Origin of the sequence: Dysgonomonas sp. UBA7630 (genome assembly GCF_002483985.1) — a bacterium.
Classification (GTDB): domain Bacteria; phylum Bacteroidota; class Bacteroidia; order Bacteroidales; family Dysgonomonadaceae; genus Dysgonomonas.
The window spans coordinates 177224-199671 of sequence record NZ_DLIY01000003.1 but is presented as its reverse complement, the minus strand read 5'-3'; the positions used below and the strand labels follow the sequence as shown (position 1 = coordinate 199671).

Genomic DNA, 22448 nt, shown 5'->3' with positions numbered 1-22448 from the left:
CAAAGAAAGAATAAGGCATGAAAATAAAATCGATATTACTATCCTTTTTCATATTGACTTGTATAGTCTCGTGTGGACAAAAACAAAATAGCACTTCGAAAGAGAATGATAAGAACTATAAGTACGATTCGTATAATGGTTTGGTAATGGCTGGTTATCAGGGTTGGTTTAATACCCCTGATGATGGTGCCAACAGGGGTTGGTATCATTACAAAGGGAGAAAAGGATTCTGTCCCGGATCGAGCTCAGTCGACTATTGGCCTGATGTATCGGAATATGAGAAGACATATAAGACAGAGTTTGTTTTTTCCGATGGAAGCCCTGCATATACCTTTAGTTCGTATGACGAGTCTACTGTTGATACCCATTTTCGATGGATGAAAGAATATGGACTCGATGGTGTATTTATGCAACGGTTTGTGAATGAAATAAAGAATCCGAGCGGCAAGAATCATTTCAACAAAGTGCTCACCTCGGCAATGAAGGCAGCGCAGAGATATCAACGGGCTATATGTGTGATGTACGACCTGAGTGGCATGCGCTCGGGAGATGAAAAAGTTTTGCTGGACGATTTTGACGAGTTGGTAAAAGCTTATGACATCAAAGACCAAAAGAAAAATCCGTCTTACCTCCATCACAATGGCGAACCATTGGTGGTAATATGGGGTGTAGGATTTAATGACAATAGAGCATACGGATTATCTGATATAGAAATCATGGTGGATAAACTTAAAGAAAGCGGATTTAGTATTATGCTGGGAGTCCCTACATACTGGCGTACTCTTACTTCAGATACTATGGAAGATCCGAAGCTCCATGAGTTGATAAGAAAAAGTGATATAATTATGCCTTGGTTTGTAGGGCGTTACAATGAGGCTTCATATTCTCCTTTTGCCAAGCTTATATCTGAAGACATTGCCTGGTGTAAAGAAAACAAAGTAGATTACGTACCGCTAGCCTTCCCTGGCTTCTCTTGGAAAAATCTGAAAGGTGATAATACCTCGCAGATACCTCGCAATAGAGGTTCATTCTTGTGGAAACAGATGAGTGAGTCGATAAAAGCAGGTGCAAAGTCTCTATATATAGCAATGTTTGATGAAATTGATGAGGGAACAGCCATCTTCAAATGTGCAACACAAGTTCCTGTTGGCATATCGGGAAGCACTTTTGTTCCTATCGAAGAAGGATTGCAGAGTGATCATTATTTATGGTTGGTAGGAGAAGCAGGTAAAATGCTTCGCAAAGAAAGAGAGCTAACCACCTCTCTGCCTCAAAGAAAATAAATATCTTTTGGTAGATCATTAGAGAATGAGTTCCTCCTAAGTTTTACCCATTTGATTTCAGATAGCGGCTTATAGAATGCTTATAGCCGCTATTGTTGTATAACAACCGAATACAAAAGCATAGAAACATTTTGCGAGGATGGTTGAAAATGACTATATTTAACATCTTTAAGTCAAATGCCAGTGTAAATTATTTAATTGTTAATTTTATATCATAAAAATTCATGAAATTAAACTTGATCTTAGCATTCTTTTTGGTTGCTGTTATGGCAACATCTCAAACAAGAGACTGGGAGAACCCCGAAGTTTTTGCTATTAATAAAGAAAAACCCAGAGCCACGTTCTTGCCCTATCCCGATGCAAAGCTTGCAGCTCAAGATGACTATTCGGCATCACCTTACTTTATGTCGTTAGATGGTACTTGGAAGTTTCATTGGGTGGCTAAGCCATCCGAAGCTCCTGCTGATTTTTATAAAGAAAACTATGATGTAAGCAAATGGACAGATATGCCTGTACCGGGAAATTGGGAGTTTAACGGATTTGGTATTCCTATTTACACCAATGTAATTTACCCATTCCCAACAAATCCGCCTTATGTAAACGAGAACGATAATCCCGTAGGTTCGTATAAGCATCAATTTGATCTTCCTCAGACATGGGACGGACGCAAAGTGTTCATTCACTTTGAAGGAGGAACTACCGCTATGTATCTGTGGATAAATGGCCAGAAGGTAGGGTATACCGAGAATGCGAAGAGCCCGGCTGAATTTGATATAACTCCTTATGTGCGAAAAGGGAAAAATACTTTGGCTTGTCAGGTTTATAAATATAGTGATGGGTCGTATATTGAAGATCAGGATATGTGGCGATTGGGAGGTATCAACCGCAGTGTTTATCTCTATAGCACAGCAGAGACACGTATATCAGACTTTTTTGCACATCCTGACTTGGATGCTAATTACAAGAATGGGTTGTTTAGTCTTGATGTGGAATTGAAAAATTATGCTACCCAGAATAAAAATCAAACAGTAGAAGTTACTTTGCTCGATGGTGCAGGAAAAAGCGTATTTAGTAAATCTCAAAAAGTAACTGTTCCTTCTAATGGTTTGAAAGAAACAACTTTTAGCGGTACAGTGTCTAATCCGTTAAAATGGACAGCCGAAACGCCTAACTTATATACTTTGCTGATCTCTCTGAAAGATGAGAAAAACAATATTGTAGAGGTTACATCTAGTAAAATAGGTTTCCGTAAAATAGAAATCAAAAATGCCCAAGTCCTTATTAATGGCAAAAAGGTGTACTTTAAAGGAGTCAATCTGCACGAATATAATTATAAGACAGGGCAGGTTGTAAACCGCGAGGTGATGATGCGCAATATACAGTTGATGAAAGAATTGAATATTAATGCCGTGCGTACATCTCACTATCCTCAGCCTACATTGTGGTATAAGCTGTGCGACCAATACGGAATCTATCTGGTGGATGAGGCAAATCAAGAGTCGCATGGATTGGGATATGGTCCGAGCAATGTATCTAACCTTCCTGAATGGAATGCCACTCACATGGACAGAATAAAGAACGTGGTGGAAAGAGATAAAAATCATGCGTCTGTTATTTTCTGGTCGTTAGGGAATGAGTCCGGCAATGGCAAAGCATTTTTCGATACTTATGATTGGGCAAAAGCAAGAGATAAGAGCCGCCCAGTGCAATACGAACAAGCACATCAAAGAGACAGGAATACCGATATATTCTGCCCGATGTATCCATCATGGGAGTCTATGAAGCGTGATGCTGCCAGAGATTTGGAGAAACCTTATATTATGTGTGAATATGCACATGCTATGGGAAATAGTATGGGTAATATGCAAGAATACTGGGACGTTATGCGTAGCAGCAAGAATATGCAAGGAGGTTTTATTTGGGAATGGTACAATCATGGCTTCCCTGCAAAAGATGATCAGGGCAGATTCTTCTGGGCGTATGGTGGCGACCTAGGTGGATATAACCTTGTTAATGATGGAAATTTCTGTATGGATGGTATGATTAGCCCCGATCAGAATTATTTGCCACATACCCACATCGTAAAAAAAGTGTATCAGAATATACTATTCAAAGCGAAAGACTTGAATAATGGTATCATAACAGTGATAAATGATTATAAATTCACTGATCTTACAAATGACAATTACTCTTACGAATGGGTATTGTTGAAGAATGGCAACGTAGAATCGAAAGGAACATTTGACGTATCCGTCCCAGCCGACTCTCAGAAAGATGTGAAACTAAATATACCGCAAATAAAGGCTGAGCCGGGAGTAGAGCATTTCTTACAGGTTTACGCTTACATTAAGAAAGAAACAGCTTTCCTAAAGACCGGATTTGAAGTAGCAAAAGAAGAATTTGCATACGATACAAACAACTATTTTACTGAAAAAGGAAAGTCAGGCTCATTAAATATTTCTAAAGAGCAGGATCAGATAATCGTAACAGTAGGAACTCTGAAATATCAGTTTGCGACAAAAGACACTCGTCGTGGCCTTACTCGGTTTGAGAGCGACGGAAGACCTGTAATGCGCGAATTGCCTCGTCTCAACTTCTGGAGAGGGCCTACCGATAATGACTTTGGTGCAAACGATCAGATTAATCTTCGTTTGTGGGAAGTGGCAGGAGATAATACGCGTTACAGCTATTTGGGCAGTGAAGAGAAAGACGGAAATATTGCTATAAAATATGAATGCAAATTGTCTGCCATAGAAGCAAAAGTAGATCTGACGTATACTGTAAATAACGATGGAAGCCTGAATATAAAAGCTGATTATAAGGCATTGTCAGATAATTTGCCGGATATGATGCGATTTGGAATGATAATGACTTTGCCTAGAGAATACAATGACTTTGCATGGTATGGACGTGGCCCTCATGAAAATTATATAGATCGCAAACATGATACATTCATGGGGCTTTGGAAAGGAAAAGTAGAAGATCAGGCATTTAGTTATTATCGTCCACAAGAAACAGGAAATAAAACTGATGTGCGTTGGCTGACTCTCACAAATGGCCAGAATAAAGGTGTTCGTGTTGAAGGAGGGCAACCTTTGTCTGTAAGTGCAACTAATTATAAGCCGGAAGATCTGGATCCGGGTAGAACCAAAAAACAACAGCACTGGTCGGATGTATTGCCTCGAAATGAAGTCGTACTTTGTGTTGATTTGTTTCAACGCGGGGTAGCCGGCTTAGATTCGTGGGGTGCAAGACCTTTAAGCAAGTATAGTTTTACTGATAAAGAATATAGTTACAACTTTACGATAAGTCTTGAGAAGTAACTTATAAAAAGGATAATACTCATGAAATGCTTGTGTTTTTATTTANCACAAGCATTTTTTTTATTTAAAACGAGTACAATCTCTACTGTTTACCTCATAAAAGGATTTTAACTACAGTATACTCTTAACACAAAAAGTTTAGATTGCATATCATCTTATATATTTGAAATTATGTTGTTATTTTTGTACAAGTTCGTAGAAGTAGTAATATAGACAAATATGTAACACAAGATATCACATGAAAAAGAGTTATGCTAGTTATTTATTATGTATCCTATTGCTTTGTTTATATTCCTCTTTTGCAAAAGCAAATAATCCATATATTGTAAACTTTGATAGAAACACATACGGTGCAGCAAACAAAAACTGGTCTATAGATCAGGATGAAAGAGGGTGTACTTATTTTGGAAATGATATCGGGTTGCTGCAATTTAATGGTGTAGAGTGGAAGCTTTTTCAGATGGCTAACAGGTCTGTGGTAAGGAGTGTGGCAGTACTCGATCATCAAACCATATTTACCGGTGGTTATGAAGAATTTGGCCTTTGGAAAAGAGATATTTCCGGGCAATTGAAATATACATCATTAAAATCTTTGGTTGATCAGAAATCGATGCAGGAGAATGATTTCTGGAAGATATGGTTTAATGATAATAAGGTGTACTTTCAATCTTTTAATTCCATTTTCATATATGATTATAAAACTGTTAAGCAAATAAAGATAAATAAGAATATTCTTTTTTTGCTGAAAGTACGTGGACAATTTTGGGTACAAGAAATGCAAGGCGAATTGTTCCGAGTGATAGACGATAAACTTACCAAAATAAATGATGGAGCGTTTTTTACAGGGAAAGATGTCAGAACGATTTTACCTTACAAAAAAGATCAATATTTAATATGTACTGCAACTAACGGTCTTTATATCTATGATGGAGAGAAAATCTCCCCTTGGAATACTCCTATTTCATCAGCGTTGAAGCTAAATGAACTTAATTGTGGATTACTCACTTCACGAGGAACATATTTTTTTGGTTCTATCCTTAACGGTATATATGAGGTTGACGAAAACGGCAATATATTAAATCATTTTTCTACAGCCACAGAGCTTAACAACAATACGGTACTATCGTTGCGCGAAGACAAAAACGGAAATTTCTGGGCGGGATTAGACAGAGGGATAGCATATATACAGTATCTCGACAACATGAGTTATTATACTGATCCGAATGGAAATATAGGGGCTGTATATGATGCTTTTTATTGGAAAAATAAACTCTATATAGGAACTAATCAGGGTCTGTTTTATATGCCTGAGGGTAAACTGCAATCAGTAAACTCTCTAGAAAACCTTAGATTGGTAAACGGAACGCAAGGACAAGTGTGGAGCTTGCGTGTTATAGACAATAAGCTGATATGTTGCCACAATCGTGGAGCGATGATTATCGAGGATGATAAGTCATATCCTTACCTGCCCTTTATAATGTCTGGCATCTATGATATAAAAGAATATACGGTAAATAAAGCTGAAATATTGGCTGTATCGACCTACAATCATCTGAAGATAGTTCATAAAGGAACAAATAAGGTGTATGATATAGATGAGAGCCGAGGACCTGTCTTCAAGAGTGAACTCGATCATCTGGGAAATATATGGGTTCAGCATCCATACAAAGGGACTTACAGATACCTATTCAATGAGGATGTGATGGGTGTAAAGAATTGGAGTTATTATGGAGATAATACGCAAGAAAATTTGCCTCATAAATTATCGATGTTTAAAGTGGGAGGGCGTATAATCTTGTTTGGTGATAATAATTTTCTGACGTATGACGAAATAGATAATACAATCAAGCCAAATGAGAAGCTGAACAACTGCTTTAAGTCTATTAATAAAATAAAGAAAATTATTCATATCAAAGATAATTCATTTTGGGCTATAACGGATAAAAGCCTTTTCAAATTCAGTTACGATGGCAGTGAAGCCAAAATTGACGAAAGATACAATATAGGTGTTCACAAACTGTCATTAGTAGAAGGATACGAGAATATTTCTATCTTGAATGATTCAATAAACTTCATTTGTTTAGATAATGGCTTCCTACTCTATAATGACAAAATTCCGGCAAAGAAATATAAGACGGTTCAGGATAGGCCATATCTTGAAACCCTAGAGATAAAATCAACGAAAGGAAAGTTCGATTTTAGAGATCCGGCAACATTGTCTGAGGTTCCTTACGAATATAATTCTGTTACTTTTAGTTTCATATCCGATCAGGTATTAAGCCGGAATCTCTTATTCCAGTACAAGCTGGTAGGAATAGATAATGAATGGTCGAAACCTCAGAAGATAGATAAAGTAACCTATGACCGCTTATCTGCCGGAACATATACGTTCATGCTCCGTACTACAGACAATATTGGCTACACATCGGAGATTACCACGGCTCAGTTTATTGTATTATCTCCTTGGTATTTATCTTTGTGGGCTTATCTGATCTATATATTGCTTATTATGTTTGTTGCATATATCGTATGGGTTATCATCCTAAGGAGATATAAAAATGAACATTTGCAGAAAATTAGGCAGAGAGAAGCAGAAAGACTACAAACTATAAATCAGGAATTGCAAAGTGAAATAGAGAAAAAAGATGCGGAAATATTTGATCAGACTTCATTTACTATACAAAAGAATGAGATTATACTGTCTATAAAAGAAGTGATTGATGAGTTCTGTCTCTCAAGTGATAATAAAACTTTGAAGCTTTTATATCAGAAGGTGTTGCCTATCTTAAACAATAATCTGGAGGATGATAACGATTGGAAAATCTTATTGATAAAATTTGAACAGAAACACACTAATTTCTTCAAAAAGCTAAAGATACTTTACCCCGAACTAACCCCGAATGACCTTAAACTTTGCGCATGTTTGAAGCTAAATCTCGAGACAAAAGACATTGCTTCTCTTATGAATTTGTCGACGAGATCGGTCGAAAACAATCGTTATAGATTAAGGAAGAAACTTAACCTCAGGTCTACACAGAATCTAAATGATTTTATTTTAAATCTTGATTAATTTTAAATAATATTCTGTAATACATATATTTATGTATAATAGAGTGGAAAGTGTGCATTGTTAATTTATATTAAATAGAGCGTGTGCGTATTTGATGTGAACCCTCCTTTTACATGATCTTGTCTGTGTGCTCTAAATTTGACATAAATCTAAATATCATGGAAAGAGTCACCTCACTCTATAGCCGGTTGGCTATTGTAAACATTACTCCTGCCTTATTATTTAGATTAATTGGTTAACAGTTAATTAAAGTAATTTGAACTATGAAAAAATCCAAAAAAGACTTTATTTCAGGGAATCTGAATTCACTGATTTTGCGGTATTTATTATTCCTGTTTTGTTTCATATTGACCACAGGAAATATTTATGCTCAAACGAAAACTATTTCAGGAATTATAAAGGACGAAGCCAATGAACCGCTGATTGGCGTTACTGTACAAATAAAGGGAACAAGTAATGGTACCATTACCGATATTGATGGTAGATATACCCTTGCTGCAGCTACAGGCAATGTTTTAGTATTTACGTATGTGGGAATGCAAACACAAGAAGTAGCCGTTGGCTCACAAGCAAGTATCGATATCGTTATGAAAAACGACAGCCGGATGCTTGCCGAAACAGTCGTTATCGGTTATGGTAGTGCAAAAGCCAAAGATTTGACATCTCCTATTGCGACTATCAAAGGGGATGATGTCAACAGGCATCTTACAGCATCTCCGATGCAGGCAATGCAGGGTAAAGTGCCCGGACTACAGGTAATCAACACCGGTCAACCGGGTAGTTCGCCTAAAGTTCGTATCCGTGGTGTTGGAAATTATGATGATTCTAAAACCGGACCTCTGTATGTTGTAGATGGTATGTTCTTCGATAATATCGACTTCTTGAATAACAGTGATATTGAAAACATGAGCGTGCTCAAAGACGCTTCTTCTGCTGCTATTTATGGAGTACGTGCAGCGAATGGAGTTATCATTGTGACAACTAAAAAAGGCTTGACAGACAGAAAACCTCAGGTTACTTACGATGGTTACTTTGGTTTGCAAAAAGCTTCCAATCTGGTGAAGATGGCTAATTCTCAGCAATATGCCACTGTGATGAAAGAAATAGGTAATACAAATACGATCGATCAGTCTATCGCTAAGTTTGGTGGTGCTAATGGTATTCCTGCTGTAAATACCGATTGGTATGACGAAATATTGAGAGTAGCACCAATGCATAGTCATGCTATAAATGTTAACGGAGGAGGAGAAAAAACAACGTATTCAATCGGTATTAGTTACTTGAACCAGAAAGGTATCTTAGATAGCGACAATGGTTATGAGAGATTAAATATGCGTTCTAAAGTAGATATAGGTATCACCAACTGGTTGAAAGTAGGAGGTAGCTTTATTGTTGTAAACAGTGATCAAAAGCTTGCAAATAATAGTGCTTTTGGTAATGCGTATACATCACCTTCTATATATCCGGCTTATGATGCGAATAATAGCATTGCATCGCCTACCAAATATGGATCGGCACAAGATGTAGGGCTAACAAACTACTTCTGGAATCCGGTGGCTATTGCTGATTATTACAACAACAAAGTGGGGGTGACAGAAGTTCTTCCGGCACTTTACATGGAGTTGTCTTTCTTNNATAAGTTGACATTCAGAACTTCTTACAATCAGGATTTGTCTTTCCAGCGCAATCGTTTATTCTTGCCGATATATACCGTTTCGGCCAGTCAACAAAATAAGAAAACACAGTTGACTAAATCTCAGAAATATACAAACAATTGGTTGATAGATAATATCCTGACCTATAGAGACACTTTTGCTGAAAAACACAATGTGACTCTGATGGCAGGTAATTCTATAAGAAAAGAGAGATGGGAAAGAATGCGCTTGCAAGGCGAAGGTATTCCTGATGGAAGAGACGAGTACTGGTACTTACATAACGGTTCTATTATCGAACAAGGAGCAGATGCCGATACTTGGTACGACAATGCAGAAGAAAATAGAGGCGCTTCGTTTTTCGGTCGTTTGATGTATGACTATGCAGGCAAATATTTATTATCTGCTACATTCCGTGCCGATGGTAGCTCTAAGTATCAACAAAAGTGGGGATATTTCCCTTCTGTAGGTCTTGGATGGGTCCTTTCGGAAGAAAACTTTATGAAGAATCAGAAAGTATTTGACTTCCTGAAATTAAGAGGAAGTTGGGGTATGCTAGGTAACGATAAGATACAACGAAATGATGGATTTGCTTCCATTACACAAGAAACCGGATATTTCAACGGGCAGATTATGCCGGGTACATCCAGCCTTTCGTTCTTCTCTTCTCTGAAATGGGAAAAAGTAGAAGAATTGGATTTTGGTTTGGACTTTACTGTTCTGAACAACCGTTTATCGGGAGAACTTGATTATTACAAACGTACTACAAAAGATGCTGTGTTCTTGAAGACACTTCAGTTAGGAGCCGGGTCATTATTAATGAATAACGGTGAGATCCAAAACTCGGGTTTAGAAGTTTCTCTAAACTGGGAAGACAAGATCGGACGTGATTTTACTTACAATGTTGGTGTAAATATGTCGACTTTAAAAAATAAAGTCACTCACCTTGATGGTTTGGAACGCATAATTACATCCGGAGACTATGGTCGTATCAGACAGATTGGTCAGACAGTAGACTCTTACTATGGATATGTAATGGAAGGTATTTATCAGAATCAGGCAGAAATTGATAATGATAAAACTTTAACAGATATTGCCAGCAAACCGGTTCCGGGAGACATTAAGTTTAAAGATATAGATGGTGACGGAAAACTGACAGACCAAGACAGAACTTTGCTCGGTTCTCCACTGCCTAAGTTTTTCTTGGGTGGTAATCTCGGGTTCACCTACAAGGCTTTTGACTTTAGTACAGCATTCCAAGGACAGTTTGGCCATAAGATCTTGAATCAGAAACGGTTCTTAAGACAAAAACAAACTGATATAAATTTCGACGAAGATATCGTTAAAAACCGTTGGACAGGTGAAGGCTCTACAAACAAATATGTATCAGGCGCAGCTTTGGGACATACATGGACATATAGCCGCTTCAACTCATTCTTTGTTGAAAGTGCCAATACATTTACGATTCAGAATATACAGTTGGGATATACTTTCCAGAATATTTTCCCTCAGAGTGGAAACAAATCTAGCTTAAGAGTAAGTTTTACGGCAGAACGACCATTCAACTTCTTCTCCTATAATGGATTTACTACAGACGTGGCTGATGGAATAGATAACGATGTTTATCCTTTAACCTCAACTTACAGTATTGGTTTCAGATTAGTATATTAATTAAAGAAATAAGAAATTATAGTTATGAAATTTTATATATACATTATATCAGCATTATTGTTATTAAGCAGTTGTAGCGACTGGCTAAATAAGGAACCCGAAAATGTATTAGATGTCGAGGAGCTTGATTATACTCTGACCGAAAATATGAACCAGCCGCTAATCGGTATCTATGCACGTATGCGTGGAGGAAGTGGGCTTAGTTTCTGGGGAAGACTTGGGCTACTGAGCGTAAGAGGTGATGATATAAATAAAGGTTCTTCACCTTCCGATCAGGGAGAGTTAAACTATGCGAAATCATTCGAATACAATCAACTTGGTGGATATTGGGCGTTAAACTCATCATGGACAGGTTTGTACAATTTGGTGTTGAGTTGTAACTCTGCTTTGGTAGACTTGAGTAGGTATAACGAATATACAACAACTGATGCAGACAAAAAATTGAATACCCAATATCAGGCAGAGGTACGTTTTATCAGAGCTTTTGCCTATTTTCAGATAACCAGATTTTGGGGCGATGCATTGCTTGTTACCAATAACGAAGAAGTATTAGGTACACTTAATGTTACCCCTCGGGCTGATATCTACAAGTTTATTAATGATGAGATGGATTTCTGTGAAGCCAATCTTCCGGCTTTACGTCCGAACGAAATGCCTCTGAAAGGTCAGGTCACTAAATATACAGCTCTGGCTCTGAGGGCAAAAGCAAACTCTGATATCAACAATTGGGATGCTGTACTATCTGCAACAAATGAGATCATCAACAGTAACAAGTTTGAGCTCTATCCTGATTTTTATGATTATTTCAAAAAGCCGGGATGCTTATCAAACGAAAATTTACTCGAACTACAATATGGTTTGGTTGGTAGCACAGCAATAGAGTCTGATGCGTGGTTTGCATTCCAAGGCCCAAGAAATGGATTTGTAGGAACAAATATTGAAGGGGGCTGGGGCTTCATGGTTCCTAGTGCTTCTTTAGAAAAACTATTCCAAGACAGGGGTGAGACCGTACGTAAAGAGACTACATTCTTGTATGCGGGATCTACAACCAAGGAAGGAGATGTGCTAAAACCAAGTACAGCAGCAGATGGAAACGATAGAGTATTTAATGGGAAAGTGTATCTGCCTAGCACACAGCTTCCGGAAGGAAGAACCGGGTATGGATTTGGTAATAATATCCGTGTGATGAGATATGCAGACATCCTTCTATTGAATGCCGAAGCAAAAGTGCGTAAAGGTGAAAATGGAGATGCTCCTTTCAATTTGGTGAGAACCAGAGCGAAAATGCCAACATTGACCAATGTTACATTGGATCAGATTTTGGAAGAAAGACGAGTTGAATTAGCGTGCGAATGGGGCGAACGATTCTTCGATCTTGTACGTACAGGCAAGGCTGCCGGAACACTTCCGGGATTTACAGAAGGTAAGTCCGAATTTTATCCGATACCTCAAGCTCAAAAAGATTTGAATCCAAATCTTAAATAAGAAACTATCAGGAGAGAATACTCAGCGTCTGAAAAGGTGCTGGGTATTCGTCTCTTCTTGTACTGAATATATTGTAATATGTAAGTTTTTATTATCAACGTAAATGCCATATCATGAAATCAAGAATAATCTTTTCTCTGTTAGTTATAAGATGTTTATCTGCTCCCGCGCAAGAACCGGAATACGATCACATTTTTTTTGACAATGGTTTGATGACAGGGCGTTACTATTACAGTAAAGCCGATTACACATCTCCTAGCTATATTCAGAATATAGAAAATAAATTGCCAGTATCCGAAAAGGAATACTTTACAGCAAAAAACTCACTGCTATTAAACTATGTGTCTGCACCTAATGGAAGCTGGTCGGCATCGATTCTTTATCATGATTGGAGGGGAAAAGACTTTGTGAAAGAAGGCAAATCATTGGACTTTAAATTATTTGTCAAATCGGGAACAGATGCAGAAGAATTACCTCTTATTGCCATCGGTACTATTAGCAAGAAAGAAACAATTACATCGTCCTTTATCAACCTTAACGACTATATATCTCAATTCAAACAAGAGGAATGGGTATCAGTATCCATCCCTCTATCTGAATTTAAAAATTTAAGCTACAAAACCACAAAAGAAATAAAAGAAGTTCTTTTCAAACAAAATTCACAAGACGGAAAAGAACATACTGTATATATAGATCAGGTAGAATTAAGCCCTATCAAAAAACCTGTTTCAGACGTGATAGTCCCGGCGATAAAAGCAAAGGCCTATGAGCGTCATGTAGACTTGTGGTGGGATAAATCAGGATTGGAAAATACAAAATATATCAAAATATATCGCTCCCAAGATGGGAGAGAGTTCAAGCAGGTAGGCATACAATATCCTTATACAGGTCGTTATGCAGATTTCACAAACGAACCGAATAAGACATTCAGCTACCGCATTGCTTGTGTAAATTATGACTACTCCGAATCACAACCATCTAATATCGTAGAAGCAACAACCCGCTATATGACCGACGAACAGCTCTTGGATATGGTGCAGGAAGCCTCGTTCAGATATTATTGGGATGGCGCAGAACCAAATTCAGGGCTAGCCCTCGAAAATATTCCGGGACGTAGAAATATGATTGCAACAGGAGCTTCTGGTTTTGGAATGATGGCAATTGTAACCGGTGTAGAGAGAGGATATATTACTCGGGAGGAAGCCATACAACGGTTCAAAAAAATAGTAGCATTTCTCGACAAAGCCGAAACTTTTCATGGAGGCTATGCTCATTTTATAGATGGAACAACAGGTAAAGTGGAACCATTTTTCGGAATGCGTGACAATGGAGCCGATATGGTAGAAACCTCTTTTCTGTTTCAAGGGTTATTGACAGCCCGTCAATACTTTGACAAGAACAGTGATGATGAGAAATATATCAGGAATACAATCACCAAACTGTGGAAAAATATAGAATGGGATTGGTTCAAGAAGACAAAAGACAGTAAATATTTATATTGGCACTGGTCTCCCGATCAGGAATGGGTCATAAATCACAATCTTATCGGCTGGAACGAGACAATGATAACCTATTTGCTGGCAATAGCCTCACCAACTCACGGTATAGGCAAAGATATGTATTATTCGGGATGGGCTAGTCAGGAAAAGCTGGCACAGGATTATCGTGCCGACTGGGGACAAACACGTGATGGGGCAATGTACTCTAATGGAAATACATATTTCGGAGTAAAACTCGATGTGGGAGTATCTAATGGTGGGCCATTGTTTTTTATTCACTATTCATATTTAGGGCTTGATCCACACAAGATAAAAGATAAATATGTTTCTGAAAACTACTTCGAGAACTTTCGGAATATAGCTCTTATAAACTACCGTTACTGTGTAGAGAATCCTAAAAAGAACATCGGATATGGAGCAGATAACTGGGGGCTTACCGCAAGTGACGGGCCTTGGGGTTATCGTGCCGCCGAACCGGTAGATCATCAGGATATGGGAACGATGGCACCGACAGGGGCTTTGGCCTCATTCCCTTATCTGCCAGAGCAATCGATGGCGGCATTGAAGAATTATTATCGTAATTATGGTTCTTTCTTGTGGGGTGAATATGGTTTCCGTGATGCTTTCAATCTGAATGAAAATTGGTGTGCTAACATTTATATGGGACTTAACCAAGCTCCCGTAACGGTGATGATAGAGAATTACCGTACAGGCCTTATTTGGAATCTGTTTATGAAAGACCCCGATGTTCAGCGAATGGTAAAAGAAGTGTTTATTAAATAAATTGAAGATGAGATTGAATTGGATTACATCTTTTGCTTTGCTCTGTCTGCTTATACTTATGGGCTGTGGTAAAGACAAAGATCAGAGGGATGCTGAGGTGGATAGGTTTGTTGATGACTTGCTTAGCCGAATGACTCTGGAAGAAAAAATAGGGCAAACGGTTTTATATNNCAAAGAATACCTCAAGAAAGGAATGGTTGGGGGTATCTTTAATGCTGTGGGTGCAGACTATACACGTAGTCTGCAAAAGATAGCTGTCGAAGAAACCCGTTTAGGTATACCTCTCATCTTTGGTTATGATGTAATTCATGGACAGCGAACTATCTTTCCTATTCCCCTTGCCGAGTCGTGCAGTTGGGATCTCGAAGCGATGAAACGTTCGGCTAGAATAGCAGCTTCCGAGGCTACAGCCGAAGGTATAAACTGGATATATGCTCCGATGGTCGATATCTCTCGTGACCCTCGTTGGGGGCGTGTAGCCGAAGGTGCGGGTGAGGATGTTTATTTAGGCTCATTAATCGCAGCAGCACGTGTGAAAGGGTTTCAAGGAGACAATCTATCGGCTGTAAATACTGTAGTTGCCTGTGTGAAACATTATGCCGCTTATGGGGCAACTATGGCAGGGAGAGATTACAATACGGTGGATATGTCTCTCAATGAACTGTGGAATACATATCTTCCTCCATTCAAGGCAGCACTCGATGCCGGATGTGGTACGATAATGACCTCATTCAATGATTTGAACGGAATACCAGCAACAGGCAATAAATACTTGCTGAAGGACATTCTTCGTGATAAATGGAATTTCAATGGATTTGTAGTTACAGACTATACTTCTATCAATGAAATGATACCGCACGGATATGCTAAAGATGAGAAGCATTCTGCTGAAATAGCGATGAATGCCGGTGTAGATATGGACATGCAGGGAGGTGTGTATATGAATCATCTGAAAACTCTTATAGATGAAGGAAAAGTTTCGGAAAAAGATGTGACCGAGGCGGCTCGGGCAATTCTGAAAATAAAATATAAGTTAGGACTGTTTGAAGATCCGTATAGATATTGTGATGCCAACAGAGAGAAAACCGATATTCTCACACCTGCAAATAAAGAGGCTGCCCGAGATATCGCACGCAAATCGATAGTTCTCTTAAAGAATGACAAGCAGACTTTACCATTGAAAGAAAATAAGAGAATAGCACTGATTGGCCCTTTGGCGAAAGATAAATATGAAATATTGGGTTGTTGGTCTGCAAGGGGAAATCGTGATACGATTCCCGTAAGTGTGTATGATGGTTTGGTTGAAGCCATCGGTAAAGACAAAATCTCTTATGCCAAAGGCTGCGATATACAAAGTGAAGATACAAAAGGGTTTGCCGAAGCTATTAGAGTAGCTGCCGCTTCTGATGTTGTAGTAATGGTAATGGGCGAGTTCCATAATATGTCGGGAGAAAATAATTCCCGCACAAACTTATCACTTCCCGGTGTTCAAGTGGATTTGCTCAAAGCGATAAAAAAGGCCGGAAAGCCTGTAGTTCTTGTTTTGATAAATGGACGACCGTTGACTATAAACTGGGAAAAGGATAATCTAGATGCAATCTTGGAGGCTTGGTTTCCCGGGACAATGGGAGGTGCAGCTATTGCTGATGTGCTGACAGGAAAGTACAATCCGTCAGGAAAACTAACAATGACATTTCCTCAAAATGTAGGACAGATTCCTTTATTCTATAATCATAAAAATACGGGTCGTCCTTATGATCCCAATGTTCCTCAGTTTGCATATGGATCTCGTTATTGGGATGTCTCTAACGAACCTCTTTATCCTTTTGGATATGGACTGAGCTATACAACATTTGCCTATTCAGACTTAGAGTTATCATCAAAAGAGATAACAAAAGACAGTCCGCTTAAAGTGAGTGTGAAACTTACCAACTTGGGCGGATATGACGGAGAGGAAGTTGTACAACTGTATACTCGTGATCTGGTAGGAAGTGTTACGCGCCCTGTGAAAGAACTGAAAGGATTCAAAAAAGTATTCTTGAAAGCCGGCGAGTCGAAAGTAATAGACTTTACCTTATCTGTGAATGATTTGAGATTCTATAACTCACAGCTTGACTATGTCTACGAGCCGGGAGACTTCCATCTTTTTGTGGGCGGAAGTTCGGATACGAAATTAAAAACAGAATTTACATTAAAATAGAAACATGAAGAAACTTATTACAACTGTTTTGCTTGGGTGTACCCTGATCGCTAATGCACAGCAGAACCAAAACACAAAGATGGATCACTTTATAGATGATCTGATGAGCAAAATGACTATTGAGGAGAAAATAGGTCAGCTCAATTTGCCGGGTTCGGGAGATATTGTTACAGGACAGGCAAAGAACAGCGATATTGCAGGCAAGATTAAAAAAGGGCTTGTCGGAGGCCTTTTCAATATAAAAGGTGTTGAAAAAATAAAAGATGTGCAACGAGTTGCCGTCGAACAAAGCCGTTTAGGGATTCCTCTTATTTTTGGGATGGATGTTATTCACGGATACGAAACGGTATTTCCAATTCCATTGGGACTGTCTTGCTCGTGGGACATGGATGCTATTGAAAAATCAGCACGTATAGCAGCGATCGAGGCTAGTGCCGATGGTATTTGCTGGACATTCAGCCCGATGGTGGATATATCGAGAGATCCTCGCTGGGGACGTGTGTCTGAAGGCAATGGCGAAGACCCATATTTGGGAGGACAAATAGCCAAAGCCATGGTAAGAGGGTATCAGGGGGTAGGAGACAAAACGTTTACGGCCAACAATCAGATTATGTCGTGTGTAAAGCATTATGCACTGTATGGAGCAGGAGAAGCAGGGCGTGATTACAATACGGTAGACATGAGTCGCCAACGCATGTATAATGAATATTTCTATCCATATCAGGCAGCAGTAGATGCGGGAGTAGGTAGCGTAATGGCATCATTCAACGAAGTAGACGGAGTTCCGGCTACGGGCAACAAGTGGTTGATGACAGACGTTTTGCGCAAACAATGGGGATTCAATGGGTTTGTGGTAACAGACTTTACAGGGATCAACGAAATGGTAGATCATGGTATCGGTGATTTGCAAACCGTATCGGCTCGTGCACTTCGTGCTGGTATCGACATGGATATGGTTGGTGAAGGTTTTCTTACAACTTTGAAGAAGTCGTTAGATGAAGGTAAGATAACCGAAGCAGATATAAATAGGGCATGTCGTCTTATCCTTGAAGCAAAATATAAGTTAGGATTATTTACCGACCCTTATAAATATTGCGATGTAAGCAGGGTAAAGAAAGAAGTATATACACCCGAACATCGTGCTCTTGCGCGTAAGATAGCAGCAGAAAGTTTTGTTTTGCTCAAAAATGACAATGTGTTGCCATTGAGTAAAAAGGGAACGATTGCCGTTGTTGGTCCATTAGGAAATACCCGTGAAAATATGCCCGGAACATGGAGTGTAGCGGCAGATTTCAATAAAGCGACAACAGTAGTTGACGGACTAAAAGCGGTGGTTGGCAACAAAGCGAATGTAGTTTATGCAAAGGGTAGTAACTTAACTACCGACCCGGTGTTGGAACAAAGAGCAACTCTTTTTGGAAGAGACTTGCAACGTGATGGACGTACAGAAGAAGAATTAAGAAATGAAGCATTGCAAATTGCCAAGAATGCAGATGTAATTATAGCAGCATTGGGCGAATCGTCAGAATATAGCGGCGAGTCGAGCAGTCGTTCCGAAATTGGGATTCCTGATATTCAACAACGCTTGTTAAAGGAATTATTGAAAACAGGAAAACCTGTCATTTTAGTCTTGTTTACAGGCCGTCCGTTGACTCTTACATGGGAGAATGAAAATGTTCCTGCAATACTCAATGTGTGGTTTGGCGGAACTGAAGCAGCTTATGCAATTGGCGATATTCTGTTTGGCGATGTAAATCCGAGTGGAAAGCTTACTACCACATTCCCTCAGAATGTAGGGCAAATACCATTGTATTACAATCATAAAAATACAGGTCGCCCATTAGCTGAAGGTAAATGGTTCGAAAAATTCCGCAGCAATTATCTCGACGTATCAAACGATCCTTTATATCCGTTCGGCTTTGGACTTAGCTACAGTAATTTTGACTATAGTGATGTGAAACTTAGTTCGACACAGATAGATGCAAATGGAGAATTAACAGCAAGTGTGACTGTAACGAATAACAGTAAAGTAGACGGAGCGGAAGTAGTGCAACTATATATTCGCGATGTTGTGGGAAGTGTAACCCGTCCGGTAAAAGAACTGAAAGGTTTTGAGAAAGTTTTCATCAAAGCGGGAGAATCTAAGGCAGTCAATTTTAAGATAACACCCGAAATGTTGAAGTTCTATGACTATGATCTTAACTTTGTTTTCGAGCCCGGAGACTTTGATGTGATGATCGGAGGCAATAGCCGTGATGTGAAAAATGCAAGATTTACGTTGAAATAATGAATCTTATGAAAATAATACAGGCTATTTTTGTTTCCGGACTTGCTCTCTGTCTATTAAACTGTGCTAATAATAAAGATAAAAATGCAGCAGCAGTAGTTCCTGCAATATCTGATGAAGCATTAATAGATACGGTACAGCGGAAGACATTCCAATATTTCTGGGATGGGGCAGAGCCTACTAGCGGCATGGCTCGTGAACGTTTCCATGTAGATGGAGACTATGGCAAATATGACAAAAATACCGTGACATCAGGTGGTAGTGGTTTTGGGATAATGGCTATTATCTCCGGCATAGAGCGAGGATATATCACCAGAGAACAAGGCTTAGAGAGATTCAACAAAATAGTTGGTTTTCTCGAAAAAGCAGACTCTTTTCATGGGGTATTTCCTCACTGGTGGAATGGAGAAACAGGTAAAGTAGTAGGGTTCAGTGATAAAGACAATGGAGGAGATTTGGTGGAAACATCATTCCTTTTTCAAGGGCTTCTTGCTGTACATCAATATTATATAAACGGAACAGATGAAGAAAAAGCTCTTGCTACACGTATTGATAAGCTTTGGAAGGCTGTAGACTGGAATTGGCATCGCAATGGTACAAACCAATTGTACTGGCATTGGAGTCCTGAACATTCTTGGGAAATGAATTTCTCTATACATGGTTATAATGAATGTCTTATAACATTTATTCTTGCCGCGTCATCTCCTACTCATGGTGTTCCTGCAAGTGTGTATGAGCAAGGATGGGGGGAGAATGGAAAGATTATTGGTCCGCATGAGGTAGAAGGTTACAAGTTGAATATGCGTTATCAGGGGACAGAGGTAGGGCCTTTGTTTTGGGCACATTATTCTTTCTTAGGCTTAGACCCAAGGGGACTAAAGGATAAGTATGCAGATTATTTTGAAGAAATGAAAAATTATACGCTCATAAACAGAGCGTACTGCATTCGAAACCCGAAAGGATATAAAGGTTATGGTGATGACTGTTGGGGACTGACTGCCAGCTATTCGGTAAAAGGATATGCGGCTCACGAGCCAACTCAAAAAGGAGATCTTGGGGTGATAGCGCCTACTGCTGCACTATCTTCTATCGTTTACACTCCCGAAGAATCAATGAAAGTGATGAGGAAGCTCTATAGCATGGGAGATAAATTGATGGGGCTTTACGGTTTTTATGATGCTTTTAGTGAAACAGACAACTGGTATCCCCAGAAGTATTTGGCAATAGATCAGGGTACAACTGTGGTGATGCTCGAAAATTACCGAACAGGATTATTGTGGAATCTGTTTATGAGTCAGCCTGATGTGCAAAGCGGATTGAAGAAATTGGGATATGAATCCCCTCATTTGAAGTAATGTGTTATTTTAAGATATGAAAAGATTAAGTATATTATTGTTATTTATTACAGCGACTTTCTGGCTGTCGGCGCAGCAAAAAACATATTGTAATCCTATCAATATTGATTATGGATATGGCCCTATTCCCAACTTTTTGACATGGGGTAAGCATCGTGCTACGGCAGATCCTGCAATTGTGAATTATAAAGGAGATTACTATCTGTTTTCTACTAACCAAACAGGGTATTGGTGGAGTAGCGATATGTCTGACTGGCATTTTGTGTCACGTCATTTCCTTACGCAAGAGGCTATTGACAATACGCCAAACAAATGGGACGATCTTTGTGCTCCTGCAGCATGGGTACAAGGCGATTCACTCTGTGTGTTCGGTTCTACTTATTCTCGCCTTTTTCCTATTTGGGTGAGTACCAACCCCAAGGGTAATGAGTGGAGTAAAGCCGTAGAACGATTCGACATCGGAGGCTGGGATCCGGCTTTCTTTGTTGACGATGACGAGCGTCTTTATATGTATAACGGGAGTAGTAATGTATATCCGTTGTATGGCATAGAACTCAATCGCAGCAACTTTCAACCCATAGGAACACGCAAAGAACTCTTGCTGCTTGATGATGAGCGCATCGGTTGGCATCGGTTTGGAGAACATATGGATAATACTTTCCTAAAGCCGTTTATGGAAGGTGCATGGATGACAAAGCATAATGGAAAATACTACCTGCAATGGGGTGGTCCGGGTACTGAATTTAGTCACTATGGAGATGGTGTAGCAGTCAGTGATAGTCCTCTAGGCTACTTTGAGCATGTATCTCTCCCGCTAAGTATGAAGGCCGGAGGTTTTATAAGAGGTGCGGGACATGGAGCTACATTTCAGGACAATTGGAAAAACTATTGGCATACCTCGACAATGGTAATCAATGTAAAAAATAATTTTGAGCGTCGCATCGGTATCTGGCCAGCCGGATTCGATAAAGATGGTGTTATGTATTGTAATACTACATTTGGAGATTATCCTCACTATTTGCCAAATGGTGAAGCAGATCATTTGCAGAGCAGATTTACAGGTTGGATGCTGTTGAACTATAATAAGCCGGTGCAAGTATCATCTACTCTTGGGGCTTTTTATGCAAATAATATAGTGGACGAAAATATAAAAACATATTGGAGTGCTCAGACAGCGAACAAAGGAGAGTGGCTGATCTCCGATCTGGGGCAAATATCTTCTGTACATGCCATACAGATTAATTATGCCGATCAGGATGTAGAGTTTATGGGCAAGCAAACAGGAACATATCATCAGTATATGGTTTATTATTCTTTGGATGGGAAGAAGTGGAGCGTGCTGATTGATAAGAGTAAAAATCAGAAAGATGTGCCTCACGATTATGTGGAGTTGGCAAAACCTGTTGAAGCTCGTTATCTGAAGCTTGAGAATATACATATGCCAACCGGCAAATTTGCAATATCAGGATTCAGAGCCTTTGGATTAGGAAAAGGAGATAAGCCCAGCGCAGTGGAAGACTTCATTGTCTTACGCTCAGATATGACAGACAAACGTAACGGGTGGCTGAAGTGGAAGCCTGTAGACGGAGCTTATGCTTATAATATATACATCGGGCAACAGCCTGATAAACTGTATAACTGTGTGATGGTATATAATGTAAATGAATACTATTATGCGGGTATGGATAAAACGAAGCCTTACTATTTTGCGATAGAGGCTATTAATGAGAACGGCACATCTGAGTGGACTAGGGCTCAGGCTTTATAAAGGATTTTTTGGTAGTTTTAGTTGTAACTAAAAAACACTCGTAGTGATTTATGCGCTACGAGTGTTTTGTTT

Annotated in this window: 10 protein-coding genes; all 10 read left to right on the top strand. The window is 39.2% G+C overall.

Annotated elements, in window-relative coordinates:
* The first annotated feature begins 17 nt into the window (after positions 1 to 17).
* The 10 genes from B3P17_RS01510 (at position 18) to B3P17_RS01465 (ending at position 22376) form a co-directional block, all read left to right on the top strand.
* A complete protein-coding gene (locus tag B3P17_RS01510) occupies positions 18 to 1283 on the top strand; it encodes a glycoside hydrolase family 71/99-like protein (protein WP_291102845.1) in 1266 nt (421 codons plus the stop codon).
* Between the two features lie 224 nt (positions 1284 to 1507).
* Positions 1508 to 4606: a glycoside hydrolase family 2 TIM barrel-domain containing protein gene (locus B3P17_RS01505; protein ID WP_291102842.1), complete on the top strand. Its 3099-nt coding sequence runs from the start codon at positions 1508 to 1510 to the stop codon at positions 4604 to 4606.
* Between the two features lie 238 nt (positions 4607 to 4844).
* Positions 4845 to 7676, top strand: coding sequence for a triple tyrosine motif-containing protein (locus tag B3P17_RS01500; RefSeq protein ID WP_291102839.1), 2832 nt, complete (start codon positions 4845 to 4847; stop codon positions 7674 to 7676).
* A gap of 263 nt (positions 7677 to 7939) precedes the next feature.
* A complete protein-coding gene (locus B3P17_RS01495; RefSeq protein ID WP_291102836.1) occupies positions 7940 to 10999 on the top strand; it encodes a SusC/RagA family TonB-linked outer membrane protein in 3060 nt (1019 codons plus the stop codon).
* Positions 11000 to 11023: 24 nt separating this feature from the next.
* Positions 11024 to 12484, top strand: coding sequence for a RagB/SusD family nutrient uptake outer membrane protein (locus B3P17_RS01490; protein ID WP_291102833.1), 1461 nt, complete (start codon positions 11024 to 11026; stop codon positions 12482 to 12484).
* A 113-nt stretch (positions 12485 to 12597) separates the two neighbouring features.
* Positions 12598 to 14766 carry a glucoamylase family protein gene (locus B3P17_RS01485; RefSeq protein WP_291102831.1) on the top strand — a complete coding sequence of 723 codons (2169 nt, stop codon included), beginning with the start codon at positions 12598 to 12600 and terminating at the stop codon, positions 14764 to 14766.
* Between the two features lie 7 nt (positions 14767 to 14773).
* A complete protein-coding gene (locus tag B3P17_RS01480) occupies positions 14774 to 16966 on the top strand; it encodes a glycoside hydrolase family 3 N-terminal domain-containing protein (RefSeq protein WP_291102828.1) in 2193 nt (730 codons plus the stop codon).
* 4 nt (positions 16967 to 16970) lie between these two features.
* Positions 16971 to 19253: a beta-glucosidase BglX gene (bglX, locus tag B3P17_RS01475; RefSeq protein ID WP_291102825.1), complete on the top strand. Its 2283-nt coding sequence runs from the start codon at positions 16971 to 16973 to the stop codon at positions 19251 to 19253.
* A gap of 8 nt (positions 19254 to 19261) precedes the next feature.
* On the top strand, positions 19262 to 20608 hold the full coding sequence (locus tag B3P17_RS01470) for a glucoamylase family protein (RefSeq protein WP_407933613.1): 1347 nt from the start codon (positions 19262 to 19264) through the stop codon (positions 20606 to 20608).
* Positions 20609 to 20624: 16 nt separating this feature from the next.
* On the top strand, positions 20625 to 22376 hold the full coding sequence (locus B3P17_RS01465) for a family 43 glycosylhydrolase (RefSeq protein WP_291102819.1): 1752 nt from the start codon (positions 20625 to 20627) through the stop codon (positions 22374 to 22376).
* Positions 22377 to 22448: the final 72 nt, after the last annotated feature.

What these genes read in the sequence shown, in the direction of transcription:
- bglX (WP_291102825.1), top strand. Translation starts at nt 16,971, where the DNA reads ATGAAGAAACTTATTACAACTGTTTTGCTTGGGTGTACCCTGATCGCT.
- B3P17_RS01465 (WP_291102819.1), top strand. Translation starts at nt 20,625, where the DNA reads ATGAAAAGATTAAGTATATTATTGTTATTTATTACAGCGACTTTCTGG.
- B3P17_RS01510 (WP_291102845.1), top strand. Translation starts at nt 18, where the DNA reads ATGAAAATAAAATCGATATTACTATCCTTTTTCATATTGACTTGTATA.
- B3P17_RS01505 (WP_291102842.1), top strand. Translation starts at nt 1,508, where the DNA reads ATGAAATTAAACTTGATCTTAGCATTCTTTTTGGTTGCTGTTATGGCA.
- B3P17_RS01500 (WP_291102839.1), top strand. Translation starts at nt 4,845, where the DNA reads ATGAAAAAGAGTTATGCTAGTTATTTATTATGTATCCTATTGCTTTGT.
- B3P17_RS01485 (WP_291102831.1), top strand. Translation starts at nt 12,598, where the DNA reads ATGAAATCAAGAATAATCTTTTCTCTGTTAGTTATAAGATGTTTATCT.
- B3P17_RS01470 (WP_407933613.1), top strand. Translation starts at nt 19,262, where the DNA reads ATGAAAATAATACAGGCTATTTTTGTTTCCGGACTTGCTCTCTGTCTA.
- B3P17_RS01490 (WP_291102833.1), top strand. Translation starts at nt 11,024, where the DNA reads ATGAAATTTTATATATACATTATATCAGCATTATTGTTATTAAGCAGT.